At 72.7% G+C, this 22702-nt stretch carries 22 protein-coding genes; 16 read left to right on the top strand and 6 right to left on the bottom strand.

Features of this window, described 5'->3' with window-relative positions; translation table 11 throughout:
• Window positions 1-29 precede the first annotated feature (29 nt).
• Entirely contained in the window at window positions 30-746 is a 717-nt protein-coding gene (locus J2S59_RS05950) for a pirin family protein (RefSeq protein ID WP_220138567.1), read from the top strand.
• A 1-nt stretch (window position 747) separates the two neighbouring features.
• Here the strand turns inward: J2S59_RS05950 and J2S59_RS05945 are convergent, their stop codons facing one another.
• A complete protein-coding gene (locus tag J2S59_RS05945) occupies window positions 748-1806 on the bottom strand; it encodes a hypothetical protein (RefSeq protein ID WP_068123508.1) in 1059 nt (352 codons plus the stop codon).
• 109 nt (window positions 1807-1915) lie between these two features.
• The gene (locus tag J2S59_RS05940) at window positions 1916-2623 is read right to left on the bottom strand and encodes a DUF2470 domain-containing protein (RefSeq protein ID WP_068123506.1); all 708 of its coding nucleotides are present in this window, start codon (window positions 2621-2623) and stop codon (window positions 1916-1918) included.
• A 94-nt stretch (window positions 2624-2717) separates the two neighbouring features.
• Here J2S59_RS05940 and J2S59_RS05935 point away from each other — a divergent pair, with 94 nt between their 5' ends.
• On the top strand, window positions 2718-4289 hold the full coding sequence (locus tag J2S59_RS05935; RefSeq protein WP_068123503.1) for an endonuclease/exonuclease/phosphatase family protein: 1572 nt from the start codon (window positions 2718-2720) through the stop codon (window positions 4287-4289).
• 7 nt (window positions 4290-4296) lie between these two features.
• Here the strand turns inward: J2S59_RS05935 and J2S59_RS05930 are convergent, their stop codons facing one another.
• Window positions 4297-5259 carry a bile acid:sodium symporter family protein gene (locus tag J2S59_RS05930; RefSeq protein ID WP_368668687.1) on the bottom strand — a complete coding sequence of 321 codons (963 nt, stop codon included), beginning with the start codon at window positions 5257-5259 and terminating at the stop codon, window positions 4297-4299.
• A gap of 26 nt (window positions 5260-5285) precedes the next feature.
• On the opposite strand from J2S59_RS05930, the gene J2S59_RS05925 reads away from it, so the two are divergent.
• Window positions 5286-5747, top strand: coding sequence for an OsmC family protein (locus J2S59_RS05925; protein WP_068123499.1), 462 nt, complete (start codon window positions 5286-5288; stop codon window positions 5745-5747).
• Here the strand turns inward: J2S59_RS05925 and J2S59_RS05920 are convergent.
• Window positions 5737-6957: a PucR family transcriptional regulator gene (locus J2S59_RS05920; protein WP_068123496.1), complete on the bottom strand. Its 1221-nt coding sequence runs from the start codon at window positions 6955-6957 to the stop codon at window positions 5737-5739. The two genes, J2S59_RS05925 and J2S59_RS05920, sit on opposite strands and share 11 nt — an antisense overlap.
• Before the next feature lie 104 nt (window positions 6958-7061).
• Here J2S59_RS05920 and J2S59_RS05915 point away from each other — a divergent pair, with 104 nt between their 5' ends.
• The 6 genes from J2S59_RS05915 (at window position 7062) to J2S59_RS05890 (ending at window position 13953) form a co-directional block, all read left to right on the top strand.
• Entirely contained in the window at window positions 7062-8249 is a 1188-nt protein-coding gene (locus J2S59_RS05915) for a ferredoxin reductase (RefSeq protein ID WP_068123494.1), read from the top strand.
• An 8-nt stretch (window positions 8250-8257) separates the two neighbouring features.
• Window positions 8258-9511 (top strand): fatty acid desaturase family protein, encoded by a 1254-nt coding sequence (locus tag J2S59_RS05910; RefSeq protein ID WP_068123491.1) that lies wholly within the window; start codon window positions 8258-8260, stop codon window positions 9509-9511.
• A gap of 57 nt (window positions 9512-9568) precedes the next feature.
• Window positions 9569-10957 (top strand): VWA domain-containing protein, encoded by a 1389-nt coding sequence (locus J2S59_RS05905; protein WP_068123489.1) that lies wholly within the window; start codon window positions 9569-9571, stop codon window positions 10955-10957.
• 62 nt (window positions 10958-11019) lie between these two features.
• Window positions 11020-12093 carry a D-alanyl-D-alanine carboxypeptidase family protein gene (locus tag J2S59_RS05900; RefSeq protein WP_068123486.1) on the top strand — a complete coding sequence of 358 codons (1074 nt, stop codon included), beginning with the start codon at window positions 11020-11022 and terminating at the stop codon, window positions 12091-12093.
• Between the two features lie 73 nt (window positions 12094-12166).
• Window positions 12167-12922, top strand: coding sequence for an SDR family oxidoreductase (locus J2S59_RS05895; RefSeq protein WP_068123484.1), 756 nt, complete (start codon window positions 12167-12169; stop codon window positions 12920-12922).
• Window positions 12923-12948: 26 nt separating this feature from the next.
• A complete protein-coding gene (locus J2S59_RS05890; RefSeq protein ID WP_181642451.1) occupies window positions 12949-13953 on the top strand; it encodes a glycoside hydrolase family 6 protein in 1005 nt (334 codons plus the stop codon).
• 46 nt (window positions 13954-13999) lie between these two features.
• On the opposite strand, the gene J2S59_RS05885 is transcribed toward J2S59_RS05890, so the two are convergent.
• A complete protein-coding gene (locus J2S59_RS05885) occupies window positions 14000-14482 on the bottom strand; it encodes a glutathione peroxidase (protein ID WP_068123478.1) in 483 nt (160 codons plus the stop codon).
• Window positions 14483-14580: 98 nt separating this feature from the next.
• Between J2S59_RS05885 and J2S59_RS05880 the strand changes: the two genes are divergently transcribed.
• From J2S59_RS05880 to J2S59_RS05850, 7 genes are all read left to right on the top strand, one after another.
• Window positions 14581-14901, top strand: coding sequence for a hypothetical protein (locus J2S59_RS05880; RefSeq protein ID WP_068123474.1), 321 nt, complete (start codon window positions 14581-14583; stop codon window positions 14899-14901).
• Window positions 14901-16211 carry a hypothetical protein gene (locus J2S59_RS05875; RefSeq protein WP_068123472.1) on the top strand — a complete coding sequence of 437 codons (1311 nt, stop codon included), beginning with the start codon at window positions 14901-14903 and terminating at the stop codon, window positions 16209-16211. The genes J2S59_RS05880 and J2S59_RS05875 overlap by 1 nt, the downstream gene beginning before the upstream one ends.
• Entirely contained in the window at window positions 16208-16783 is a 576-nt protein-coding gene (locus J2S59_RS05870) for a hypothetical protein (protein WP_068123470.1), read from the top strand. The genes J2S59_RS05875 and J2S59_RS05870 overlap by 4 nt, the downstream gene beginning before the upstream one ends.
• Window positions 16780-17445: a hypothetical protein gene (locus tag J2S59_RS05865; protein WP_068123466.1), complete on the top strand. Its 666-nt coding sequence runs from the start codon at window positions 16780-16782 to the stop codon at window positions 17443-17445. The genes J2S59_RS05870 and J2S59_RS05865 overlap by 4 nt, the downstream gene beginning before the upstream one ends.
• Complete coding sequence (locus J2S59_RS05860; protein WP_068123463.1) at window positions 17445-18884, top strand: hypothetical protein; 1440 nt, start codon at window positions 17445-17447, stop codon at window positions 18882-18884. The genes J2S59_RS05865 and J2S59_RS05860 overlap by 1 nt, the downstream gene beginning before the upstream one ends.
• 77 nt (window positions 18885-18961) lie before the next feature.
• Complete coding sequence (locus J2S59_RS05855) at window positions 18962-20593, top strand: Na+/H+ antiporter NhaC family protein (RefSeq protein ID WP_306824914.1); 1632 nt, start codon at window positions 18962-18964, stop codon at window positions 20591-20593.
• A gap of 24 nt (window positions 20594-20617) precedes the next feature.
• A complete protein-coding gene (locus J2S59_RS05850; protein WP_068121715.1) occupies window positions 20618-21022 on the top strand; it encodes a PPOX class F420-dependent oxidoreductase in 405 nt (134 codons plus the stop codon).
• Here J2S59_RS05850 and J2S59_RS05845 read toward each other — a convergent pair.
• Window positions 20967-22490 (bottom strand): ATP-binding cassette domain-containing protein, encoded by a 1524-nt coding sequence (locus tag J2S59_RS05845; protein ID WP_306824913.1) that lies wholly within the window; start codon window positions 22488-22490, stop codon window positions 20967-20969. The genes J2S59_RS05850 and J2S59_RS05845 overlap by 56 nt on opposite strands.
• Window positions 22491-22702: the final 212 nt, after the last annotated feature.

Here is a 22702-nt window from a genome sequence, read left to right as displayed (position 1 = left end):
CGGGTCGACCGAAGTGGTTGCATGGACCCGTGCCCCGCCCCGACCCGCCGACCCCGCTGATCCACCGCGCCGCCGACCGCTTCACCACCGAGGCCGAGGGTCGGCGTACGCACCACGCCTTCTCGTTCGGAGCGCACTACGACCCGGCCAACCTGGGCTTCGGACCGCTGCTGGCCTACAACGACGACACCGTGCTGCCCGGCCACGGCTATCCCGAGCACCCCCACAGCGACGTCGAGATCGTGACCTGGGTCCTCGGCGGCGGCCTGCGGCACGAGGACAGCCGCGGCCACGGCGGACTGGTGGTCCCCGGCACGGCCCAGCGGCTGTCGGCCGGTGACGGCGTCCGGCACACCGAGACCTGCGACGCCGGCGCCAGCAGCGCCGTGCGATTCGTCCAGATGTGGCTGCGGCCCGACGAGCCCGGGGGTGAGCCGACGTACGCCGCCCACGACGCCGGCGACGCACTCGCGACCGGCGAGCTGGTGCCGGTGGCGGGTGCGGGCACCGCGGCTCCGGTGGGCACGCGAGGCGCGGTGCTGCACGCCGCCCGGCCTCGGGCCGGGGCACGCCTGCGCCTCCCCGATGCCCCGACCCTGCACGTGCACGTGGCGACCGGGGCGGTGGAGCTGGAGGGTGCCGGCCCCCTGACGGAGGGCGACACCGTCCGGTGGCCCGGTGGCGGGGGTGCGGGGGTGCGGGTCCTGCGCGACGACACCGAGCTCCTGGTCTGGACCCTGCCGTGACTCAGTCGTCGGCGTGCGCGTCGCGGTGGACCCGCAGGCCCAGCACCGAGCCGGTGAGCAGGATGAGCCCACCGACCAGCAGGACCCCCGCGACGCCGAGGGTGCCGTCGGTCCAGTCGAGCAGGATCTCCGGTACGACGACGGTCACCAGCCCGACGCCGAGGACCAGGTAGGGCCACGCCCGGAGCCGGACGTAGGCGCCGAACGCCGCCGCGGCCGCCAGCAGGCTCAGGAGGTAGCCGAGCTCGTTGGCCACCCCGAAGATCGGCCACTGCGCGCCGAGTGCCACGAGACCGCAGCCGACCACCCGACCGGCAAGCCGTTCGCGCCATACCCGCCGCTCGGCGAGGACCAGCCAGCTCACGCCGGCGAGCAGCATGACGGCGGCGAAGGCGAGCGACTCCGCGACGCCCTCGAGCTCGATGATGGTGCCGAAGAGCAGCATCGCACTGCTCTGCACCACACCCCAGACGATCACCAGCTGTCCGAGGACGCTGGGTGCCCATAGGTAGCCCAGGACGCCGAGGGCCAGCAGGGTCAGCGCGAACGCCGCACCGGGCCAGTCGCCCCAGTCCGCGCCGTCGAGCTCATCGACCAGCAGCCCCACCGCGCCCGCGGCGCTCAGCGCAGCGCCGGCGCACAGGGTGGCGCTCAGCCGGCGCCGTACGTCGTCGACACCGTGCGCGCCAGTTGCGTGAGGCGCGCGAGCGCGGCCTCGCACCAGCACGCCGCCCACGGCCAGCACGGCGGCGGCCACGCCGAGCAGGATGATCTGCGCCGTGACACTCAGCTCGTCCCAGGTCTGGAGGAAGAACAACAGCACCGCCCCGACGACGAACGCCCCGCCGACGTAGCCCGCCAGCTCGGGCAACCAGCGTCGGTCGTCCTCGCGCCGGGCGGACCCGTCGAGGACTTCCGAGACCACGTCGGCGGCAGCACCGCGGCGTACGGGATCGAGGAGGTCGGCGCGGATCAGCGCGTCGACGACCGCCCGCGAGCGGGGCGAGGTGGCGCGGTGTGCCTCGGCGGGGTCGGGCCGGGCGGTCGGTGTGCGGGTCATGGGCTCATCGTGGACCCTCGCAGGGCTTTCGCGCGTGAGGCGAAGTACCTATCTTCTGACGACTTCCGCCGATCTTCTGCTGGCAGATCTTGCTGCTGCCGGCGCTGGGTCAGCGCTCGCTGGTCAGCTCGCCGGCCGCGACCACCGCCGCGATGGCGTTGCCGGCCTCGCGCAGGGAGGCGCAGGAGCGGCCGAACGCCACCCGCGTCTGCCATCCGCCCTCGCGGTCGATGACGCGCAGCTCCACGCCCTCGGGATCGATCGTCACGATCTCGGCGGACGCGACCCGCGCGGGGTCGGTGCGCCGCAGTCCGGCGGCCAGCGCGCGCAGGTCCGCGCCGTGGTGGGCGTTGAGGTGGCGGGCGAGCTGCCAGCCGCGGGCGAGCACCTCCTGCGGTCCGGCCTCCCAGTACGCCGCCAGGTCGAGGCCGGCGGGACCGTCCTCGTCGTAGATCACCACCGCGTCGATGACCAGCTGCAGCAGGGCGGTGCGGCCGTCGCGCGCGGGGAGCCGGCGGCTGGCCGCGACCGCCGCGGTGCGCGCGTCGCCGCTGAGCAGGTCGCACGTGAGCGGCGCGAGGCTCCCGCTCAGCACGACCGAGGCCCCACTCGCGTGGCTCAGCCGCAGGCAGACCATCCGGTCCTCGCCCAGCAGCGCCGCCATCCCGGCGGGCAGCACCAGCATCGGCGCCCCGTCGAGGTCGACGTACGGGACGGCGACGGCCGTGCCAGCCACGTCGACGTGCACGTCGGTCGCCGCGGCGACGATCGTGCGGGCCCGCGCAGCGAGGTCGAGCGAGGAGAGCAGGTCGGCCATGAAGTAAGGCTAGCCTCACCTACGCGGTCTTGGCCAGAGGCCGTCTCACAGCGCCGCCCTTCCGCCCGCCCGACGACGTGCCTATCGTCGACGAGTGACTCGGACCCGCGCCCTCCCCCTCCTGCTCGCCACGGCCGTCGCGCTCGCGCTCGCCCTGGTCGCCGGTGCCCTGACCGGACCGGCCCACGCAGCGCCGCTGCCCAAGGTCCGCGGGTTCAAGGCGGCGCAGGCCGTCGGCGCCACGCCGCTCCCCCAGGGCGTGATCCAGCTGTCGTGGGGTCAGGTCCGGCGGGCGAAGAGCTACCAGGTGCGGTGGGCACGCAACGCGCAGTTCCGCCAGGCGAAGAGCCGGCTGGTCGCCACCCCGCGCACCCGTCTGCGCGGGCTCGCGATCGGCAAGAGGCACTGGATCGCCGTCCGCGCTGTGCGCGGCACGCAGCGCGGGCCGTGGTCGCGCATCATCGCCACCGTGCCGCGGGCCAAGCGCCCCGGACCCTTCCCCGCGGGCAGCGTGCGGAGCACCCCGGTCAACGGGGGTGTGCAGGTGTCGTGGGGCCGGTCGGTCAATGCCACCCGCTACCGGGTGAAGGCCGGGCCGTACGGCGGCGCCAGCAGCGTCAACAGCCGGTGGTTGCCGGCCTCCGCGCGCAGCTTCGTGGCCCGCGGGCGCGAGGTGGACCTGACCACCGCCGCCTTCGGCAACCCGCTGGTGACCAACGTCGAGGCCGGCAACGCGTTCGCCCCGAAGACCTCGCGCCGCGGTCCGCAGTGGCACACCCGGCTCCCCGGCGCCCCCGCGCCGGCAGCCGCCGGTGTCGGCGTCACCGTCGGCACCTACAACATCCTCTGCGACGGGTGCGGTGGCGCCCGCCCGTGGAGCCAGCGCAGCCGCGAGATCGCCCAGCGCATGAAGGACGCCAAGATCGACGTGGCGGTGCTGCAGGAGGTGCAGAACGACACCGGCGCAGGACAACTCTACACGCGCTTCGTCCAGACCGTGGCGCCCGTCCTCGGCGGGAGCTGGGCGCTCAACAGCGACGCCAGCTACGGCGGCGGGGTCGAGGGCAGCCGGATCCTCTACGACGCCGACAAGTTCACCCAGGTCGCCACCGGCACGCTCCGGGTCCGCAACCGTCGCGACCCCGGCCACACCAACGTGCCGTGGAGCCTGCTGCGCACCACGGCCGCGCCCCGCGTGGAGTTCCTCGTCATGTCGTTGCACCTCGGCCACGGCAAGGCTGCGACCGACCTCGACGGGCTGAGGACGCTCGGCGAGGACGTCGCCGGCCTCGACGAGCGGATCGAGACGCTGCGCAAGCGACACGCCACCGGCGGCCGGCTGCCGGCCGTGATCCTCGGCGGCGACCTCTACTCCAACCAGGCCGCCGAGCGGAAGCGTGCGGTCGGGCCGGTGCGGGCGCTGGGCGGCGCCGGATGGTGGGACAGCCGCCAGACCCGGTCGCGGACCACCGCCGGGTTCTCCTCGACCAACAAGTTCCGGGCGCAGAAGCCGCACAAGTCCGGCTTCGGGGACCGGGTCGACTACCTGTTCAGCAAGGGCATCGGCACCAAGACCCGGGCGTACGGCGTGCACCCCGAGCGCACCGCCGGGGCACCCTCGGACCACAACCTGGTCTGGGCGACCTTCGCGCTGCCGACCGGTTGACCGGAGGTCAGACCGGCGCCGGGTCCTGCTCGTCGACCTGACGGTGCACGACCTTGCTCAGGCCATAGCCGACGATGGCCGCCGCCGGGAACATGATCAGCGAGTAGACCGCCGCCGGGACGGCCAGGGTGACCGAGTCCAGGACGCTGACCGCGATCGCGATGGCCAGCGTGCCGTTGTGGACGCCGATCTCCATCGAGCTGGCCAGGGCCTGCTTGGGCTCCACCGCGAGCAGGCGGGGGACGGCGTACCCGATCCCCAGGCTGCACAGGCAGAACAGCAGCGTCACGAGGCCGACGTCAGCGAGGTAGTCGGTGACGTTCTCGCGCTCGGCTGCGATGGTCCCGGCGATCACCGCGGCGAGGACGAAGACCGAGACCAACCGCACCGGCTTGTCCATCGAGTCGGCGAACCCGGGCTTGCGCGAGCGCACCAGCATGCCGATCGCGACGGGGATCAGGACGATGGCGAAGACCTGGGCGGCCTTGTCGAACTGCAGGCCCACCTGGCCGTCGAGGTCGGGCTCGAAGTAGGCGAAGGCGAGGTTGGTGACGATCGGCAGCGTGACGACAGCGATGATCGAGTTCACCGCGGTCAGGGTGATGTTGAGCGCGACGTCACCGCGGAAGAGGTGGCTGAAGAGGTTCGCCGTCGTGCCGCCCGGCGACGCCGCGAGCAGCATCATCCCCACCGCGAGGACGGGCGAGAGGTCGAAGGCCAGCACCAGCCCGAACGCCACGACGGGCAGCAGGACCAGCTGGCAGACCAGGGCGATCAGCACGGCGCGGGGCTGACGCCCGATGCGACGGAAGTCGTCGACCGTGAGGCTCAGACCGAGCCCCAGCATCACGATGCCGAGGGCGACCGGGAGCAGCACGGTGGTGAGAGCGGAGTCCATGACAGGTCGCCTTCGCAGCCGGGGGTGAGGTGCGCCACACCCTAGGGCAGCAGCCGCCGCGGACGAGGGGATACGGCCCAGGTCATACGCTCGGAGACATGGCCACCGATGCGACCACCGGCCCCGCCGGCGACCCGACTCCCGACTCGCTCCGCTCGATCACGCTGACCCGCACCGCGCAGGGCGAGTACCGCGCCGAGAACGGCCGTGGCGCCGTCCTCGACCTCGGCACCGGCGACACCGAGCGGTTCACGCCGGTGGAGCTGCTGCTGGTGGCCATCGCCGGGTGCAGCTCCGTCGACGTCGACTTCCTGACCAGCCGCCGCACGGAGCCGGAGCGCTTCGTCGCGACCATGGAGGGCCACAAGGCCAAGGACGCCGGCGGCAACCACATGACCGGGCTGCGACTGACCTTCGACCTCGCCTTCCCCGAGGGCGAGGCCGGCGACGCGGCGCGCTCGGTGATCGACCGGGCGATCCAGCAGTCCCACGACCGGTTGTGCACGGTGAGCCGCACCGTCGAGCTCGGTACGCCGATCGAGGTGCGGGTCAGCGACTGACCGCGAGCGCCACGACCAGGTCGCGTACGAGCGCGGGATCCTCGAGCCGCTCGCCGTACAGCTCGCGCAGCTGTCCCATGCGGTAGCGCACCGTCTGCGGGTGGACGAACAGCGCCGCGGCGACGTCCTCACGCCGGCCCTGGTGCAGGAGCCAGGCCCGCAGGGTCTCCGCGAGCTTCTCGCGGGCGGCCGGACGCAGGTCGGCCAGCGGTGCCAGCACCCGCGACCGGAGGTCGGCGAGCGCCTCGGGGTCGGCGGTGAGCACCAGCTCGGCGAGGTGGTCGTCGGCATCGATGGGGCTGTCGGCGGGCTCGGGCTCGAGCAGGCTGACCCGCAGCGCCCGCTCGTACGACGCCCGCGCCGCCTCCCACGGACGGACCGGCCCGATCACCGCGCGGTGCGACCCGAGGGCGCGGCGCAGCACCGCACGTCCCGAGCCACCCTGGTCCGGGACGAGCAGGACCGTGAGGTGGTCGCGGTCCTCCAGTCCCGGGGGTGACTCGCCGGCGCGCAGGGTCGCGGGGTCCAGCCGGGCCGCGACGTCACCCACCGCCGCGACCGGGAGCACGACCGCGGTCAGGGTCTGCGGGGGCACCCAGTCCGCCCGCTCGGCCAGCTCCAGCAGCCGCTCGCTGGTCGCGCCGGCGAGAAGGCTCGCGGCCAGCTGCTCGCGACGGCGCTGGCGCATCCGTCCGGTGGTCGTGGACTCCTCGGCGTGTCCGGAGACGCTGACCGCCGAGAGCTGGTCGATGAAGTCGAAGACGAGCTCGGCGAACTTCGCCACCTCGCTGGCGGGCAGTCCGGCCTCGACGGCGATGGCGCTGAGGTCGTGCCAGGCGACGCGCGCCCCGACGCGGTAGGCCGACACCAGCGCGTCCATCGACCGGCCGCTGCGGGCCTCGCCGCGGCCGAGGGAGTGCGCGGCCTCGAAGACGGTCCCGACCCGGGCGCCGAAGCCCACGCCCTCGGCGCTGGAGGCCAGGTCGAGGAAGCCGCCGAGCGTCATCGTGACCGCGACCTCGATGTTGCGCCCCATCCGGCCACGGAAGGGCTCGGAGTACGACGGGACCTCCCGCATCACCGAGTCGATGACGCGCTCGGCCACCTCGGGCAGGCGCTCGCGCATCGCGGAGACCACCGGAGGGGGGAGTCGCAGCGCGCTGCTGCGCACGGGCCGTACGCCGGCGACGGCGGGAAAACCCTCAGGCATGAGGTCATCGTACGCCGGATCTTGTCCTGCGCGAACAAAAGCGGACCGCCAGATTCACGCTCGCCGGGCAAGTGTTCGTACGCCGTAACGGACAAACTGGAGTCATGACGTCCCCCGCTCCCACGCTGCGCGCCGTCGGGCCCGCGCGTGCGGACGCAGCCACTCCCTGGGGCCGGCTGCGCCGCGAGGTCGGTGCCACGCTGAGCAAGGCCGCCGAGGTCCTGGCGACGCCGCTGGTGCCGGCCGACTACCTCGACGTGTTCGCCCCGCTGCGCAAGGGTGCCGACCTGCGCGCCCGGGTGGTCGCCGTCGAGCCCGAGACCGCGGACGCCGCCACCCTGGTGCTGCGGCCCGGTGCGGACTGGGCCGGCCACGTGCCGGGGCAGTACATCCGCCTCGGCGTCGACGTCGATGGCGTACGCCAGTGGCGCGCCTACTCGCTGACCCACGGCCCCCGGGCCGACGGGCTGATCAGCGTCACGGTCAAGGCCGTGGCCGACGGCGTCGTCAGCCCCTACCTCGTGCACCGGCTGCGCCCCGGCGTGCTGGTGCACCTCGAGCAGGCCAGCGGCGAGTTCGTGCTGCCCGCGCCCGGGACGCCGAAGCACCCGACAAAGCTGTTGTGCGTCACCGCCGGCTCCGGCATCACGCCGGTCATCGGGATGCTGCGCAACCTCTACCCGTCCACCGACGCCGGCGTCGTGCGCACCACGCGCGGCACGACGTACGACATCACCGTCGTGCACCTCGCCCCCAGCGCGCCCGACACGATCTTCGCCCGCGACCTGCAGGCCCTCGCCGACGCCGGCGTCATCCGGCTCGTGAGCAGGTACGACGACGTCCACGGCATCTTCGACGTCGCCCAGCTGGCCGAGCTCGTCCCCGACCTGGCCGAGCGCAGCACGCTCGCCTGCGGCCCGGGCGGCCTGCTCGACGCCCTCGCGGCCCACCACGAGAGCGCCGGCCTGCCGCTCAGCACCGAGCAGTTCCGTCCCACCACCGTCGTGGCGGGCGAGGGCGGCACGGTCGCCTTCTCCCGCACCGGCGCCGAGGTCGACGCCGACGGCGCGCAGAGCCTGCTCGACGCCGGCGAGTCGGCCGGTGTCCTCATGCCCAGCGGATGCCGCATGGGCGTCTGCTTCGGCTGCGTCGTCCCCCTGCGCTCCGGCGCCGTCCGCGACCTGCGCAACGGCGCCCTCACCACCGCCGTCCCCGGCGAGACCGGCCCCGAGGGCATTCCCATCCAGACCTGCATCACCGCTGCGGCTGGTGCATGTGAGATCGACGTCTAGGAGTCCCCATGACCGTCATCACCAAGCAGCCCGTCAACCCCACGGCTCACCTCACCCCTGAGGACATCGAGGCGATCGGCTACGAGCTCGACGCCATCCGCCAGGAGGTGCTCGACACCCGCGGCGAGCGGGACGCGGCCTACATCCGCAAGGTCGTCGACGTGCAGCGCAAGCTCGAGCTCGGCAGCCGCGCCGTGCTGCTCGGCAGCTCCTTCGCGCCCGCGTGGATCCTCGGCACGATCGGCCTGTCGGTCGCCAAGATCCTCGAGAACATGGAGATCGGCCACAACGTCATGCACGGCCAGTGGGACTGGATGCGTGACCCGAAGATCCACTCGACCACCTGGGAGTGGGACAACGCCTCGACCGCCGAGGGCTGGAAGCACAGCCACAACGAGGTGCACCACACCTACACCAACATCGTCGGCAAGGACAACGACCTCGGCTACGGCATCATGCGCGTCGACGAGGACCAGCGCTGGTACCCGATGTACCTCGGCCAGCCGCTGTGGAACTTCGTCAACGCCTGCTTCTTCGAGTACGGCATCGCGGCCTACGACCTCGAGCTGGGCCGCAACCTGCGCCTGCCCAAGGAGAAGCGCTCGCCCGACTTCACGCGACGCGCGAAGAACACCCTGGCCAAGATCCGCCGCCAGGCCACGAAGGACTACGTCGCCCACCCGCTGCTGTCGCTGCCGACCGGTTCGTTCCTGCCGACCCTGGCCGCCAACCTCACCGCCAACCTCGTGCGCAACCTGTGGACGCACTCGGTGATCATGTGCGGCCACTTCCCCGAGGGCGTGGAGACGTTCGAGAAGGCAGCGATCCCGGAGAAGGAGACCCGGGGCGAGTGGTACCTGCGCCAGATGCTCGGCTCGGCCAACATCTCCGGCTCGAAGCTGACCCACATCATGACCGGCAACCTCTCCCACCAGATCGAGCACCACCTCTTCCCGGACCTGCCCAGCAACCGGTACGCCGAGGTGGCGCCGAAGGTGAAGGCACTGTTCGAGAAGTACGACCTCAACTACCACGAGGCCCCGCTGCCGCAGCAGGTCTACTCCGCCTGGCACAAGGTCGTGCGGCTGTCGCTGCCCAACGGCTGGCTGGCCACGACCAACCGCAAGAACCTCCCCGCGCAGCTCAAGCTGCTCTACGCGATGAGCACGAAGGGCGCCCGCGTACGCCGTGCGGCCCAGGCGCGCCTGGAGCAGCAGGCGCGCCGACAGGCCGCTGAGCAGGCCTCCCCGCAAGCGGCCTGAACACCCCGGACGCGATTGTTAGGGTCCCCCCGAGAGCACTACTCGGGGGGATCTTGCATGGGGCACACACGCGTCACCGGTCGCCTGGCTGCCGGCGTCCTCAGCATCCTGCTGCTGGCCGTGGCCGGGTGCAGCAGCGACCCGGACCCGACCCCGGGCGACGCCGCGGACCCGGGGAGCCCGTCGGCGTCCGCGGACCCGTCGCTGGCCGGCAACCCCGAGGACCGCTTCGCGGCCCTGCTCGAGGAGCACCGCGAGGTCGACCACGACCCCGGCGAGGAGCCCAGCGGTGACGAGGCGTACGCCGCCGCGATGGCCGAGCACGCCGCCGACCTCTCCGACTGCGGCCTGACGCCCAACACCACCGCCGAGGACTGCGAGCGGCCCGACTCCCTGGGCGAGGACCTGGAGGAGACCATCAACATCCAGCTCCTCCTGGACGCCTCGGGCTCCATGGCCGACCCGGCGCGCGGCGGCACCAAGATGCAGGTGGCCCAGCGGGTGCTACGCGACTTCGTGGCGACCCTGCCGGAGAACGCCAACGTCTCGCTGCGGGTCTTCGGCCACGTCGGCACCGGCAGCGGCGCCGACAAGGCGCGCTCGTGCGCCGCTACCGAGCGCCGGGTGCCGTTCGTGCCGGCGACGTCGCCGCGGTTGCGGCGCGGGATCGGCTCGGTGCGTCCGGCCGGGTGGACGCCGTTGGCGACCGCCATGGACGAGGCGCGCAAGGACCTCGACCGCGTCGGGTCCGAGGCCTCGAGCAACTTCGTCTACGTGCTCTCCGACGGCATCGAGACCTGCGAGGGCGACCCGGTGTCCGCCGCGCGCCGGCTCTCCACCGCCGGGGTCGGGGTCGACGTCAACATCGTCGGCTTCGACGTCGACCGCGACGCGGCCCGCCAGCTCGAGCGGGCAGCGAAGGCGGCGGGCGGCTCCTACACCGACGCCCAGCAGGCCGACGACCTCGAGGACGCGTTCAGCTCCTACGACTGGGCGGCGTGGACGCGCTACTACAACTGTCGCTCCGGCACCGCCATCCGCAACTACAACACCGAGGCCGGCACGGCGATCCGCAACTCCAACTGCATCACCGGCGCCGTGATCCGCGAGGCCAACACGATCACCGGCGAGGCGATCCGTCGCTCCAACGAGATCTCGGGCGGAGCGATCCGGGAGTACAACGCGATCAGCGCCGCGCTGCGGTCCGGTGACGACGATCCGGAGCTGCACGCCCAGGTGCAGGAGCTGGCGCGCGAACGCCGCGATGCCCTCCTGGCCACCGCACGCGAGATCCGCGACCACGTCGTCGACGAGGCGCGGGAGCGGCGCGACACCTTGGTGCAGGCGGCTCGCCAGGCCCGCGACGGGCTGGTGGCGCAGGCGCTCGAGGAACGCGACGCCGTGCTGGCCGAGGCGCAGGCCGCGCGCGACGCCGCACGACCCTGACCGCTTGAGGCGAATTCGCCCGTTTCGCCTCACCGCGGCGCCGCCGCGGCCGATAGTGGGGCGTGCGCTCCTTGATCCGCCCGCTCCAGGTCCTCGTCCTGTGGATGGTGACCGTCCTCCTCGTGCTGCCGGCGACGGAGGGGACGGTGGTCAGGACCGCCCCCGCCACCGGTACGGCGGACTCGGCGGACGTGGCGACGATGAGTGCGCGGACTGCTGCCTCGGGTCCGACGCAGCTGGGCCCGAAGCGCCGCTGGGTGACCAGCGACGGCACCGCCCGGTTCCGGCACCGTGGCGCCGTGGTGCGGCCGGCGGGTCTCACCGCGCTGCCGCCGCGGGTGCGGATGCGGTCGTGGATCGTCGTCGACAGTGCGACCGGTGAGGTGCTCGGCCACAAGCTGGCCAACCAGCGGCTGCCGGTCGCCTCGCTGACCAAGCTGCTCACGGCGATCACCGCGCTCGACCGGGTGCCGGCGCGTCCCGTCACCAAGGTCCCGCGGTGGGCGGCTCGCCAGACGTGCTCGTGCGCCGGCATCAAGCCCGGTCGTCGCTACGACCGCCGCTCGCTGCTGACCGGCGCACTCCTCACCTCGGGCAACGACGCCGCCGAGGCACTCGCCGCAGCGGATCCGGCCGGGCGCTGGGCGTTCTACGACGCGATGAACGCAGCCGCGTTCGCGCTGGGTGCGACCCGGACCCACGTCGCCAACGCCTCCGGTCTCACCGTGCCCGGCGCGCACTCGACGGCGGCCGACATGGCGCGCGTGCTCGACGCGGCGATGGCCCGCCCGGCCCTGGCCCGACTGCTCGGCACGCGCGGGTCGGGGGTCGTGCGCAACGGGGCCGGCAAGGCCCACCGGGTGCAGCAGAAGACGCACTACGTGCAGACCTACGCCGGCGCCGCCGGGAAGTCGGGGTACACCTCAGCGTCCCTGAACACCCTCGCGGTGCGCACCACCATCGCCGTACCCGATGGGGCGGGTGGTGTGGTGGAGCGGACGGTCGACGTCGTGACCCTGGGTGCGCCCGGTGGCTACTCGACCACCGGGACGCGGGCGCTGGCGACCTGGGCGGCCACCTGGCGCGACCAGCTGCTGCCCGTGGGCCGGCTGCCGCGCGCCGCCGTCTCGCCGTAGCGCACCCGGTCGGGAGCGGGGGGTCGGACTGACTACAGTCCGACTCGTTTGTCCGCCTGCGAAGGAGCCAGCCGTGCACCTGTCCGACACGTCCGCCATCGTCACCGGTGGGGCCTCCGGCCTCGGCGCCGCCACGGCTGCCCGGCTGGCCGCCGACGGGGCGCGGGTCTTCGCCTTCGACCTGGCCGGCGCGATCGACCAGGCGGCTGCGGTCGACGGTGTCACCTACCTGCCCGTCGACGTGACCGACCCCGCGCAGGTGCGCGACGCGGTCAAGGTCGCCGCGGAGGGTGGCCCGCTGCGCAGCGTCGTCAACTGCGCCGGCATCGGACCGGCCAGCCGGATCCTCAGCAAGAAGGGCGTCCACGACCTCGAGCTCTACGCCAAGACGATCCAGGTCAACCTGATCGGCTCGTTCAACGTGCTGGCGCTCGCGGCCGAGCAGATCGCCGAGACCGAGCCGCTGGAGCACAATGTCCGCGGCGCGGTCGTCAACACCGCCTCGGTCGCGGCCTTCGAGGGCCAGGTCGGCCAGGCGGCGTACTCCTCCTCCAAGGGCGGCATCGTCGGCCTGAACCTCCCGGCCGCCCGCGACCTCGGCCAGTACGGCATCCGGGTCAACACGATCGCCCCCGGCATCGTCGAGACCCCGATGCTCGCCTCGGTCTCGGAGGACTTCCGCGCGGGCCTCGCCGCCGGCGTGCCGTTCCCCCAGCGCCTCGGGCGCCCGGAGGAGTACGCCGACCTCGCGCACTTCCTGCTCACCCACGACTACATCAACGGTGAGGTCATCCGGATGGACGGTGCGCTGCGGATGGCGCCGCGCTGACCTCACCCCGCCCGTACGATCGCGGGGTGAGCAGACCCCGGAGCGCGGCTGTGGTCGGTGCGCTGCTGAGCGCGGCGCTGCTGCTGCCGACGTCGGGATCCACGGCCCGAGCCGCGGCGGCGACCTCCGAACGTCCCACCGCCACCACGGCGACCACCGCCGTCGTCAGCACGGCACAGCGGGTCGACGTGCGCCGCACCCGACCGCTGTACGCCGACCCCACCAGCGCCGCGGCGCGGGCGGCCAAGCGCGACAAGCGGTTCCGCCCGCTCGCCACGGCGCCGCAGGCGAAGTGGCTGCTCGACTCCCACGGCACAGGCGTCGGGAAGGTCGCACGCGACTACGTCGCCGCCGCCACGCAAGCCGGGCGTACGCCGATCGTGGCGCTCTACGCGATCCCGGCCCGCGACTGCGGCTCGCACTCCAGCGGCGGCCTCACCCCGCGCCAGTACCGCGCCTGGGTCCGGCGCGTCGCCACGCCCCTGCGCGGCGCCCGCGCGATCGCGATCGTCGAGCCGGATGCGGTGGCCATGCTCGACGCCTGCGCCGGCCAGGGACCCCGCCCGGCGCTGCTCCGGTACGCCGTCGACCGCCTGCGCTCCGCGGGCGCGTGGGTCTATCTGGACGGTGGCCACAGCAGCTGGATCTCGCCGGCCACGATGGCCGAGCGCCTCAAGCGCTCCGGCATCGCGAACGCCCGCGGGTTCATCACCAACGTCGCCAACTTCCAGCGCACCGCCGACGAGGACGCCTACGCCCGTGCGGTGCGCGCGGAGCTGGCCGCGCTCGGCGTCCGCAAGGTCCGCTACGCGATCGAGACCGCGCGCAACGGTGCCGGCCCCTCCGTCGAGGGCGTGTGCAACCCCCGCTCGGCCCGCGTCGGGCAGCGGCCGCGGATCCGGCTCACCGGTGCGCGCGACGGCTACCTGTGGGTCAAGCGCCCCGGGGAGTCCGACGGCGAGTGCGGTCGGGGCGACCCGCCGGCCGGCCAGTGGTGGCCCCGCGCAGCCCTGCGGCTACTCGGACGGTGACCGGCCTCGCCGTACGCAGTCCTCAGTCGCCGAGCGCCCGCGCTGCTCAGTCGCCGAGCGCCCGCTCGATGTCGGCGGCGATCTTCGCCGGCGCGGTCGTGGGGCTGTAGCGCTTGAGCACGCGCCCGTCGCGCCCGACGAGGAACTTGGTGAAGTTCCACTTGATCGCATCGCCCAGCAGCCCGCCCTGCTCGGAGCGCAGCCACGCGAACAGCGGGTGCGCCTCGGAGCCGTTGACGTCGACCTTCGCGAACATCGGGAAGCTGACGCCGTAGTTACGCTGGCAGAACTCCCCGATCTCGTCGCTGTCGCCCGGCTCCTGGTGGGCGAACTGGTTGCACGGGAAGCCGAGCACCGAGAAGCCGCGGTCCCGGTAGGTCTGCCACAGCTCCTCCAACCCCGTGAACTGCGGCGTGAGACCACACTTCGAGGCGGTGTTGACGACCAGCACGACCTGGCCGCGATAGGCCGCCAGGTCCTGAGGGGTGCCGTCGAGGGAGATCGCGCTGAAGTCGCCGAGGGTCGTCATGGGCCGATTCTCCTGGGTGTGCTGAGGGGGCGCGGCGGTTATGCTGCGTTCGTCGAGCGTCGCACGGGGGCGGCGCCACTGACACGCACGGGGGACCCATGGGCGGCAATCTGGTGGTGAACGGCGTCGAGCTCGAGGAGAGCTACGGCAAGCTCACCTGGCTGAAGTCGGAGTTCGACTCGATCGAGTCGCGCAACTCCGACACACGCGGGATCTGGGGCAACGACAAGCTCCGCGACGCGATGCACGAGTTCGCGACGAACATGAAGCATCACCGCAAGGAGCTCTCGCAGAAGATCGAGGACACCCGCAAGAAGATCGAGACCTCCCAGGAGGCCTTCGAGGAGGCCGACACCAAGCTGCGGTCGGAGCTGGAGAAGAACACCTCCGACAACCCCGACCACGGGAGCGATTCCTGATGGGGCGCCCCGGGGACTGGAGCGTCCTGGGCTACGGCAGCGACCCGATCGACGCTGACGTCGACGAGTTCGTCGCGGAGGCCACGCACTACGAGCTGATGGCCGACGCCATCACCTCGCAGATCGCGACATTGCGCCACCTGTCCAACAGTGGTGAGGGGGAGTACGCCGACGCGTTGCGCTCGTCGTGCGACGACCTCGCCGACAACCTCGAGAAGGCCGAGGGCCGGTTCCGCACGGTCGCCGACGAGCTCAACGACCTCGTGCCCAAGCTCGAGGAGGCCCTCGACGAGACCTGGCAGGCGCGCATCCAGGCCCAGAACGCCCAGGACGACATGGACACGGCCGTCAACCAGGGCCACCGGCCCGGCATCCCGGCCTCGACGCGCGCCGACGAGGAGCTGCCCTCGGGCAAGGACCCCGCAGCTCTCGAGAACGACTACGACAACGCCGTCACCGCCCGGACGCAGGCCCGCACCCGCGCCCAGAACGCCGTGACGGCCTGGGACACCGCGGCCGAGGCGGCGGCCTCGCGGATCCGCAAGGCCGCCGACGACGACCTGAAGGACGGCCGGTTCGAGGGGTTCAAGGCGTGGGTCAAGGCCAACGCCGACCTGTTGCGTGAGATCTCGAAGTGGCTCGGGCGGATCGTCCTCGTGCTCACCATCATCGTCCTGATCGTCGGCAGCGGCGGCGCCGCGTTCATCCTTCTGGTTGCCGCGAGCGTGGCGCTGCTGGCCGTCGACACGGTGCTCGCCATCGCGGGCGAGGGTTCGTGGACCGACGTGGCGTTCAGCGCACTCGGCGTCCTGACCCTCGGGACCGGCGGTCTCTTGGCGCGCATGGCTCGCTCGGGACGGGCGGTCACCGCTGCACGCGCCGGACGCGCCCAGGGGTTCCGCTCCGGGATGCAGACGCTGCGCAACGCCTTCAACAATCCGGGACTGCGCGGCGGCTTCACCAACCTGCGCAATGTGTTCCGGCCCTCGACCTACCTCAACGCCTTGGACGACGCGGGTCGGGTGTCCCAGGCGATCCGGAGTGCGCCGATCAATCCGGGGTCGATGTGGCGCGGGCGCAACCTCATCTCGGGGCGCGACGCGCTCACGCTCTCCGACGACCTGGCCGACCTCGCCCAGTTCGCCCGACCGGGCCTCCAACATCGGTTGGGTGTCTGGTCGTCGTTGCGGCACACCGAGATCGCGACCGGTGCGACCTACTTCGACGGCGCGCTCGACGAGTTGCAGAACCTCGGCATCGACCCGTTCGGGATCGATCGGCGTACGACGCGGGAGGTCAGCTCCTTGTGACCGCGACCGTTCCGCGCCTCGACCTCGACCTCGACGGACTGCCCTGGCTGATCGGGCCGACCGAGCACAGACCTGCCGAGCAGTGGGTCGCCGAGGCACACCCCGTCCTGCTCCGGCTGCTCCAACTGGAGGACGGCGAGGAGGCCGCCAGGCTGAGCACCTACGTGCGACGGGTGTTGGAGCGCGTCTCGGACACCTCCGGAGCCGCCCTCCCCTACCGCCTGCTGCGGTGGGAGGACGTCGCAGCACGCCCGCTGGTGGCGTCGTTCGGTCTCAGCGAGCCGGGTGACGAGGACGCGTACGCCGACTTCCTGGGCGCCTACGAGATGCGGCCCGTCGAGCCGGCGGTCGTCGAGGAGCTCGGCACGGCCGGGGGCGGCCCCCGCATCCGCCGCGCCCTCTCCTACAGCCAGCCCGACGAGCACCTGTTCGTGGAGCTGCGCTACCTCATCGAACCTGCGGACACCGACGTCGTCGTGCTGCTCACCGCAGGCTCCCGTGATCCCGCCGACCTGGTAGCGGTGCAGGACGAGCTCGATGAGCTCGCCACCCGGATGCGGGTGCGGTCATGACGACGTACTCCCTCGTCCTGCCCTTCCCGTGGAAGCGTCTGCCCGTCGAGGACCCGGCCGAGGCGCATGCAGCCGCGCGGGCGTTCGCCCGCCACGCGACACGCCTCGCCCCGCCGGACGTCGCGCCGGACGAGCGCACCCGTGTCGTCGTCGAGCTGGAAGGCAGGCTCCGCGGCTGGCTCGACCAGCTCCGCGACAGCGGCACCGTCGACCTCTACCTCCCCGCAGCACCGCTCGGCGGAGTCTCCCTCAACGCGAGCTTCGTCGTGGCGTCGGTGATCCCCAACGCGACCGCGGATGCGAGCTGGGTCGGTCCCGTCCACCAGGCACTGCGCGCGGAGGGTGCGACCGAGGTGCTCATCGACGGGCACGCCTGGACCCGCACCGACGAGACCATCCGCAGCGACGGGGAGGTCCTCATCGAAGCCGGCCTTCCGGCGCGGAGGATCAGCTACACCACGGCGGTGCCCGGCGACGAGCGGCGCTGGGCGATGGTGACCGCGACGGTGATCGGCGACGGCGACCCCACGAGTGACCAGACCGGTCTGGTCGTGGAGCTCTTCGACGCGATCATGTCCACCTGGAGGTGGGACGCTGTGCCCGTGGAGACGCACGACCGCGACGACGCTGGCGACGCGCACCCCGTCGAGACCTCGAGCTGATGCGCGCACACCCCGCCGAGGACGACGCGCTGGTCGCAGGGCCCGACACGTTGCGGGTCGACCTGCATCCGGCCGGGCAGCCGTGGTTCGTCGGTCCGACCCCGGAACTCGACGAGGAAGCCTGGTTCAAGCGGGCCCGCAAGCTCGTCAGCAGCCGCGTCACGAACACAGCGGCCCTGCCCTTCGCTCTCGAGCAGCCCTACATCGCAGCCGTGGTGGAGCGGGTCGGCACCGTCCTCCCGGGCGAGCCCCGCCACCGGTTGCTGCGGTGGCTGGACCTCGCCGAGAACCCGGTCATCATGGAGGTCACGGCGTGGGCGCGCGGGGCCGAGGCCGACCTGCGCACCCGCCTCCTCGGCCGGCAGCGGCCGGCCGAGGAGGACCGCAGCGACCGTGGCGGCACTGTCGTGCTGCGGCTTCACCGGGTGCCGCCCGTCCAGGATCCGCGCATGCGCGAGGAGTGGGTCGAGCTGCGCTTCCTCGTCGACCACGGGCATCCCGACGGCGTCATCGTCGCGTCGGTCGCGGTTCCGCGTGCGCGTCTGGACGCCCTCCTGCCCGAGATCGAGGCGATCCTCCTCGCTGCCCGGGTCCGGCGTACGACCGATCCGCTCGAGGCACAGGTACGGCGCGCGCAGCGACTGCGCCCGGTCGGCCACGCCCGGGTGACGGGTTGGTTCGTCGCCATCGTGGCGATACTGGCGCTCTGTGTCCCCTACGGGCTCGCTCTGTCCGGGCCGCTCGAGGCGGACTGGACCGAGACCTTGGAGGTCCGTCCGATCGCGCAGGCCCGTGCGATTGCCGGCTGGTTGCTGACCCTCGCGCTGGTGGCTCACCTCGTGAGTCTGGTCCGCGACCGTCACCTGGTCGCCGAGCCAGGCGATCGCGACTTCGCCACCTACATCGTCGCCGGCGTGGCGCCCGGCCTCATCGCCGGCGCGATAGGGCATGTCGGGGCGCTGGCAGCCTCGCTCGTCCTCACCGGAGCCGTGCTCGCGCTCCGGCTGCGTGCCTGGCGCACGGCACGGCCCGACGTCCTCGTCCGCACCGCTTGGGTGGGGACGTTCGCGCTCGGTGCCCTGCACCGTTGGGCGCTGCTCGAGATGCCGATGACCCGGGCCGGATGGACCCTCGGCCTCGACGCGCCGGAGGCGGAACGCGAACGGTGGGCGGCCGAGCACACCCTGCCCGTGCTGGAGGTCGCCTCCCTGGTGCTGCTGAACGCCGTGACCCTGGTGGCCGTCTTCCTGGCGTGGCGCTTCCTTCCCCTCGTCCGCACGCGCTTCGTGCCCATCGCAGTCCTCCTCGTCGTGCCCTGGCTGCTGTGGTTCCAGGCGTGGGCGGCGGTCCTCGTCGTTCCGCTCGCCCTCATCGCGCTCGTCCGCCGGCGCGAGCCCGCGGAGTCGTCGGGCAACCCGTTCCTCGACGTCCACCGCTGAGGCGCGGCGCCGGCGTCGTAGGCGATTCACCCGCACGCGCGGCGGGTAGAACACCAGGGCTCGAAAGGAGCCCTGTCGTGATCGAGTCCGCTCCGATCCTCACCCTGGTCCCGCCGCTGCTCGCGATCGTCCTGGTGATCGCCACGCGCAAGGTCCTGCTCAGCCTCGGCCTCGGCGTCGTGTCCGCGGCCTTCCTGACCGCCGACCTCGATCCGCTCGAGACCGCACGCCTCGTGCTCACCTCGTTCACCGACATCTTCTGGGTCGACGGCGCGGTCAACACCGACTACGTGTTCATCCTCGTCTTCACGATCCTGCTCGGCGTGATCGCGGCGTTCATCATGATGTCGGGTGGGACGCGCGCCTTCGGCGACTGGGCCGCGCAGCGGATCCGCACCCGCCGTGGGTCCCTTCTCCTTCCCACCGTCCTGGGCGTCGTCATCTTCATCGACGACTACTTCAACGCCCTCGCCGTCGGTCAGGTCAGCCGCCCGCTGACCGACAAGCACCGCGTCTCCCGCGCGAAGCTGACCTACGTGGTCGACTCCACGTCCGCGCCGGTCGCGGTGCTGATGCCGTTCTCGAGCTGGGGTGCCTACATCCTCGGCGTCATCGGACCGATCGTCGCCGCGTCCGCGCTGAGCATGAGCGCCGTGCAGGCGATGTTCAGCACCGCGGCGCTCAACTACTACGCATGGGCAGCCCTGCTCAGCGTCGTCCTGACCGTGGTCCTCACGATCGACTTCGGCCCGATGCGCGCGGAGGAGCGCCGCGCGCTCGTCGAGGGTGACGTCCACGGCGACGACGCCGACATCCCGGGCCAGCTCTCCGAGGACCTGCCGATCCACCGGCACGGTGCCGCCAACGCGCTGGTCGTCCCGTTCGTCCTGCTGGTCATCGGCGTGCTGGGCGGGATCACCTGGACCGGGTACGCCGCCTCAGGGTCCTGGTCGGTGATCGACATCCTGGCCGAGGCCGATGTCGGGATCGCCCTGGTCGCGGGTGGTCTCCTGGGACTGGCGGGCGCGCTCTACTACTACGTCCGCGACACCGCGGAGAACCCCAAGTTCGGCCGCGGCACGTTCGGCCGGGGCTGGGTCGAGGGCGCGAGGTCCATGTGGCCGGCGATCAGCATCCTGCTGCTGGCGTGGATGCTGGGCGGACTGGTCGAGCAGCTCGGCACCGGCGACTATCTCGGCGGCCTGGTCGAGGACGCTCCGTTCGACACGGCGTGGCTGGTGCCGGTGATGTTCCTCGTGGCAGCCGGCATGGCGTTCGCGACCGGCACGTCATGGGGCTCGTTCGGACTGCTGCTCCCGATCGCCGGCGGCATCATGAACTCCGTTGACGCGCCCGAGCTGCTGCTGCCGGCGTTCGGTGCGGTGCTCGCCGGGGCCGTCGCGGGCGACCACGCCTCCCCCATCTCGGACACCTCGATCCTCTCGGCCACCGGTGCCGGGTGTGATGTCGTCATCCACGTCGTCACCCAGCTGCCGTACGCCGTCCTCGCCGCGCTCGCCGCGGGTGTCGGCTACGTCGCCTTCGCCCTCACCTCGAGCGGCACCCTCGGGCTGGTGCTGACGCTGGCGGTCACCGCGGGGCTCGCGCTCGGTGTCCGCGCCGTACGCCCTCCCGTCACCTCCGAGGACGATGCCGTGGCCGACGCCGGCGAACACGCCGACGACCCCGCTGCGAGCCCCGCCCCCTGACCAGACCCGGACCCCAGGAGAGCCATGCCCGACACCCCGCTGCCCGACGATGCCCGCGCCTTCCTGGAGAAGCCCAACCCGTGCACGGTGACCACGCTGCGCTCCGACGGCACACCGGTGTCGGTCGCGACGTGGTACCTGCTCGAGGGTGACCGCATCCTGCTCAACATGGACGAGGGCAGGGTGCGTCTCAAGCACCTCGAGCGCGACCCGCGCGTGAGCCTGACGATCCTCGACAACGACAACTGGTACACCCATCTCAGCGTCATCGGCCGCGTCGTCGAGATGCGGCCCGACCCGGACCTGGCCGACATCGACCGGCTCTCGCACCACTACCGCGACCAGCCCTACCCGGTGCGCGACCGGGGCCGGGTCAGCGCGTGGGTCGAGGTCGACCGGTGGCACGGCTGGGGTGCCATGAAGGACTGAGGTCCAGCACCGGCCAGTCGCCCAGGTCGCGCAGCAGCTGCCGGTCGTGGGTGGCGACGACCACCGCGGCCGCCGTACGCCGCAACCCGTCCGTCAGGTCGTCCACGAGGGCCGCGGCCAGGTGGTTGGTCGGTTCGTCGAGCACCACGAGGTGGGGGCGGGTGGCCAGCATGGCCGTGAGCGCCCGGCGGCGCCGCTCGCCCGCCGAGCCCCCGTCGCGTGCGGCCGTCTCCTGCGGCAACCAGCCGATGCGCACGCCCTCGCCCCTCCGGTGGGTTCCGGCGCTCGGCTCCAGCGCGCCGACCAGCAGCTGCAGCAGGGTCGACTTCCCGGCACCGTTCGGTCCGCGCACGACGAGTCGCGCACCGCCCGTCACGATCAGGTCGACCGGGCGGGCGAGCCGGTCGGCATACGTCGCGGAGGTTAGGCGCACGAGCAGCCCCTCGCGCGCCGGGAGCACGGGCACGGTCAGACGAGGGGGTGGCGGTGGGGCGGTGACGGCGTGCTGCTCCAGGGCCTCCTGGCGTCGTTGCACCGAGCGCACCGCCCCCGGAGCCCGGGTCGCGCGCTGGTGCCGCGGGGTGCCCTTGTCCGGCCGCCATCCGGTGACCAGCCGGCCCCGCGCTGCGTCGAGGTCCGCGCTCAGCCGTTGGTGTTCGGTGACCTGGCGCCGGTGCTCGTCCTCCCACTGCTGCAGCGCAGCCTCCTTGCCGGTGCGGTAGCCGGCGTACCCGCCGCCATAGATCCGGGGGCGGCCGTCGACGCTCGGGTCGAGGTCGACGAACCGCTCCGCGATATCCGCCAGCAGCGCCCGGTCGTGGCTGACCAGCACCAGACCGGCCCGGGTCGTGCGCAGCTCGCGGGTGAGGAACGCCAACCCGTGCGCATCGAGATGGTTGGTGGGCTCGTCGAGCAGGAGGAAGTCGTGGCCCGCGCCGAGCAGGGCGGCCAGGCGCACGCGGTGGCGCTGCCCGACCGACAGCGTGTCGAGCTCGCGGGCCCGGTCGGTGACGGTGCCCAGCGCGTCGAGGGCGACGTCGACCCGACGGTCGGCGTCCCACGCGTCGAGGCGGGTCGCGCGGGTGAGGGCGTCGTCGTACGCCGCCGCGGCGCCGGGCTCCTCGGCCGCGAGTGCTGCGGTCGCCGTGTCGAGGTAGGCCAGCGCGCGGCGGACAGCCACCAGCTCGAGGTCGACCAGGTCGCCGACGGTGCGGTGGGTGCTGGTATCGATCTCCTGGGCGGCGACGCCGAGCGTGCCGGTGCGGCGTACCTCCCCGGCGTCTGGGAGGCGGGTCCCGGCGAGGACCTCGAGCAGGGTGGACTTGCCGCGGCCGTTGGCGCCGACCACGGCGAGGCGATCGGCGGGGTTGACGGTGAGGTCGAGCTCGCGCAGCACCTGGCGTGCACCGCGGTGGACGTGGATGCCCGTGGCGACGAGCTGGGCCGGGCGGGGGGTCGGGTCGGACATGGGGTCTCCTCGGCGCACGCGGACGCGCGAGGCCGATCCAGCGTGTGCCCGATCGCAGGGACGGGTGCACAGTGCCCACGCAGGGCGACGCCCGCCCGAGCACGCGGCCGCGACCCAAGGGGCCAGCAGCTCACGCGACGCTCGAGGGCGGGCGCGCCGGATCAGAGGAAGAAGTAGTGCACGAGACCACGGTAGGCCGGTCCACCAGGGAC

The organism is Nocardioides massiliensis, assembly GCF_030811215.1.
Taxonomy (GTDB): Bacteria; Actinomycetota; Actinomycetes; order Propionibacteriales; family Nocardioidaceae; genus Nocardioides_A; species Nocardioides_A massiliensis.
This window is presented reverse-complemented; position numbering and strand designations above follow the sequence as displayed.

Excerpts from the sequence above, each read along its gene's own strand:
- J2S59_RS05945 (WP_068123508.1), bottom strand. The coding sequence starts at position 1,806 with ATGACCCGCACACCGACCGCCCGGCCCGACCCCGCCGAGGCACACCGC.
- J2S59_RS05940 (WP_068123506.1), bottom strand. The coding sequence starts at position 2,623 with ATGGCCGACCTGCTCTCCTCGCTCGACCTCGCTGCGCGGGCCCGCACG.
- J2S59_RS05925 (WP_068123499.1), top strand. The coding sequence starts at position 5,286 with ATGGCCACCGATGCGACCACCGGCCCCGCCGGCGACCCGACTCCCGAC.
- J2S59_RS05920 (WP_068123496.1), bottom strand. The coding sequence starts at position 6,957 with ATGCCTGAGGGTTTTCCCGCCGTCGCCGGCGTACGGCCCGTGCGCAGC.
- J2S59_RS05915 (WP_068123494.1), top strand. The coding sequence starts at position 7,062 with ATGACGTCCCCCGCTCCCACGCTGCGCGCCGTCGGGCCCGCGCGTGCG.
- J2S59_RS05910 (WP_068123491.1), top strand. The coding sequence starts at position 8,258 with ATGACCGTCATCACCAAGCAGCCCGTCAACCCCACGGCTCACCTCACC.
- J2S59_RS05905 (WP_068123489.1), top strand. The coding sequence starts at position 9,569 with ATGGGGCACACACGCGTCACCGGTCGCCTGGCTGCCGGCGTCCTCAGC.
- J2S59_RS05885 (WP_068123478.1), bottom strand. The coding sequence starts at position 14,482 with ATGACGACCCTCGGCGACTTCAGCGCGATCTCCCTCGACGGCACCCCT.
- J2S59_RS05880 (WP_068123474.1), top strand. The coding sequence starts at position 14,581 with ATGGGCGGCAATCTGGTGGTGAACGGCGTCGAGCTCGAGGAGAGCTAC.
- J2S59_RS05875 (WP_068123472.1), top strand. The coding sequence starts at position 14,901 with ATGGGGCGCCCCGGGGACTGGAGCGTCCTGGGCTACGGCAGCGACCCG.
- J2S59_RS05865 (WP_068123466.1), top strand. The coding sequence starts at position 16,780 with ATGACGACGTACTCCCTCGTCCTGCCCTTCCCGTGGAAGCGTCTGCCC.
- J2S59_RS05860 (WP_068123463.1), top strand. The coding sequence starts at position 17,445 with ATGCGCGCACACCCCGCCGAGGACGACGCGCTGGTCGCAGGGCCCGAC.
- J2S59_RS05850 (WP_068121715.1), top strand. The coding sequence starts at position 20,618 with ATGCCCGACACCCCGCTGCCCGACGATGCCCGCGCCTTCCTGGAGAAG.
- J2S59_RS05845 (WP_306824913.1), bottom strand. The coding sequence starts at position 22,490 with ATGTCCGACCCGACCCCCCGCCCGGCCCAGCTCGTCGCCACGGGCATC.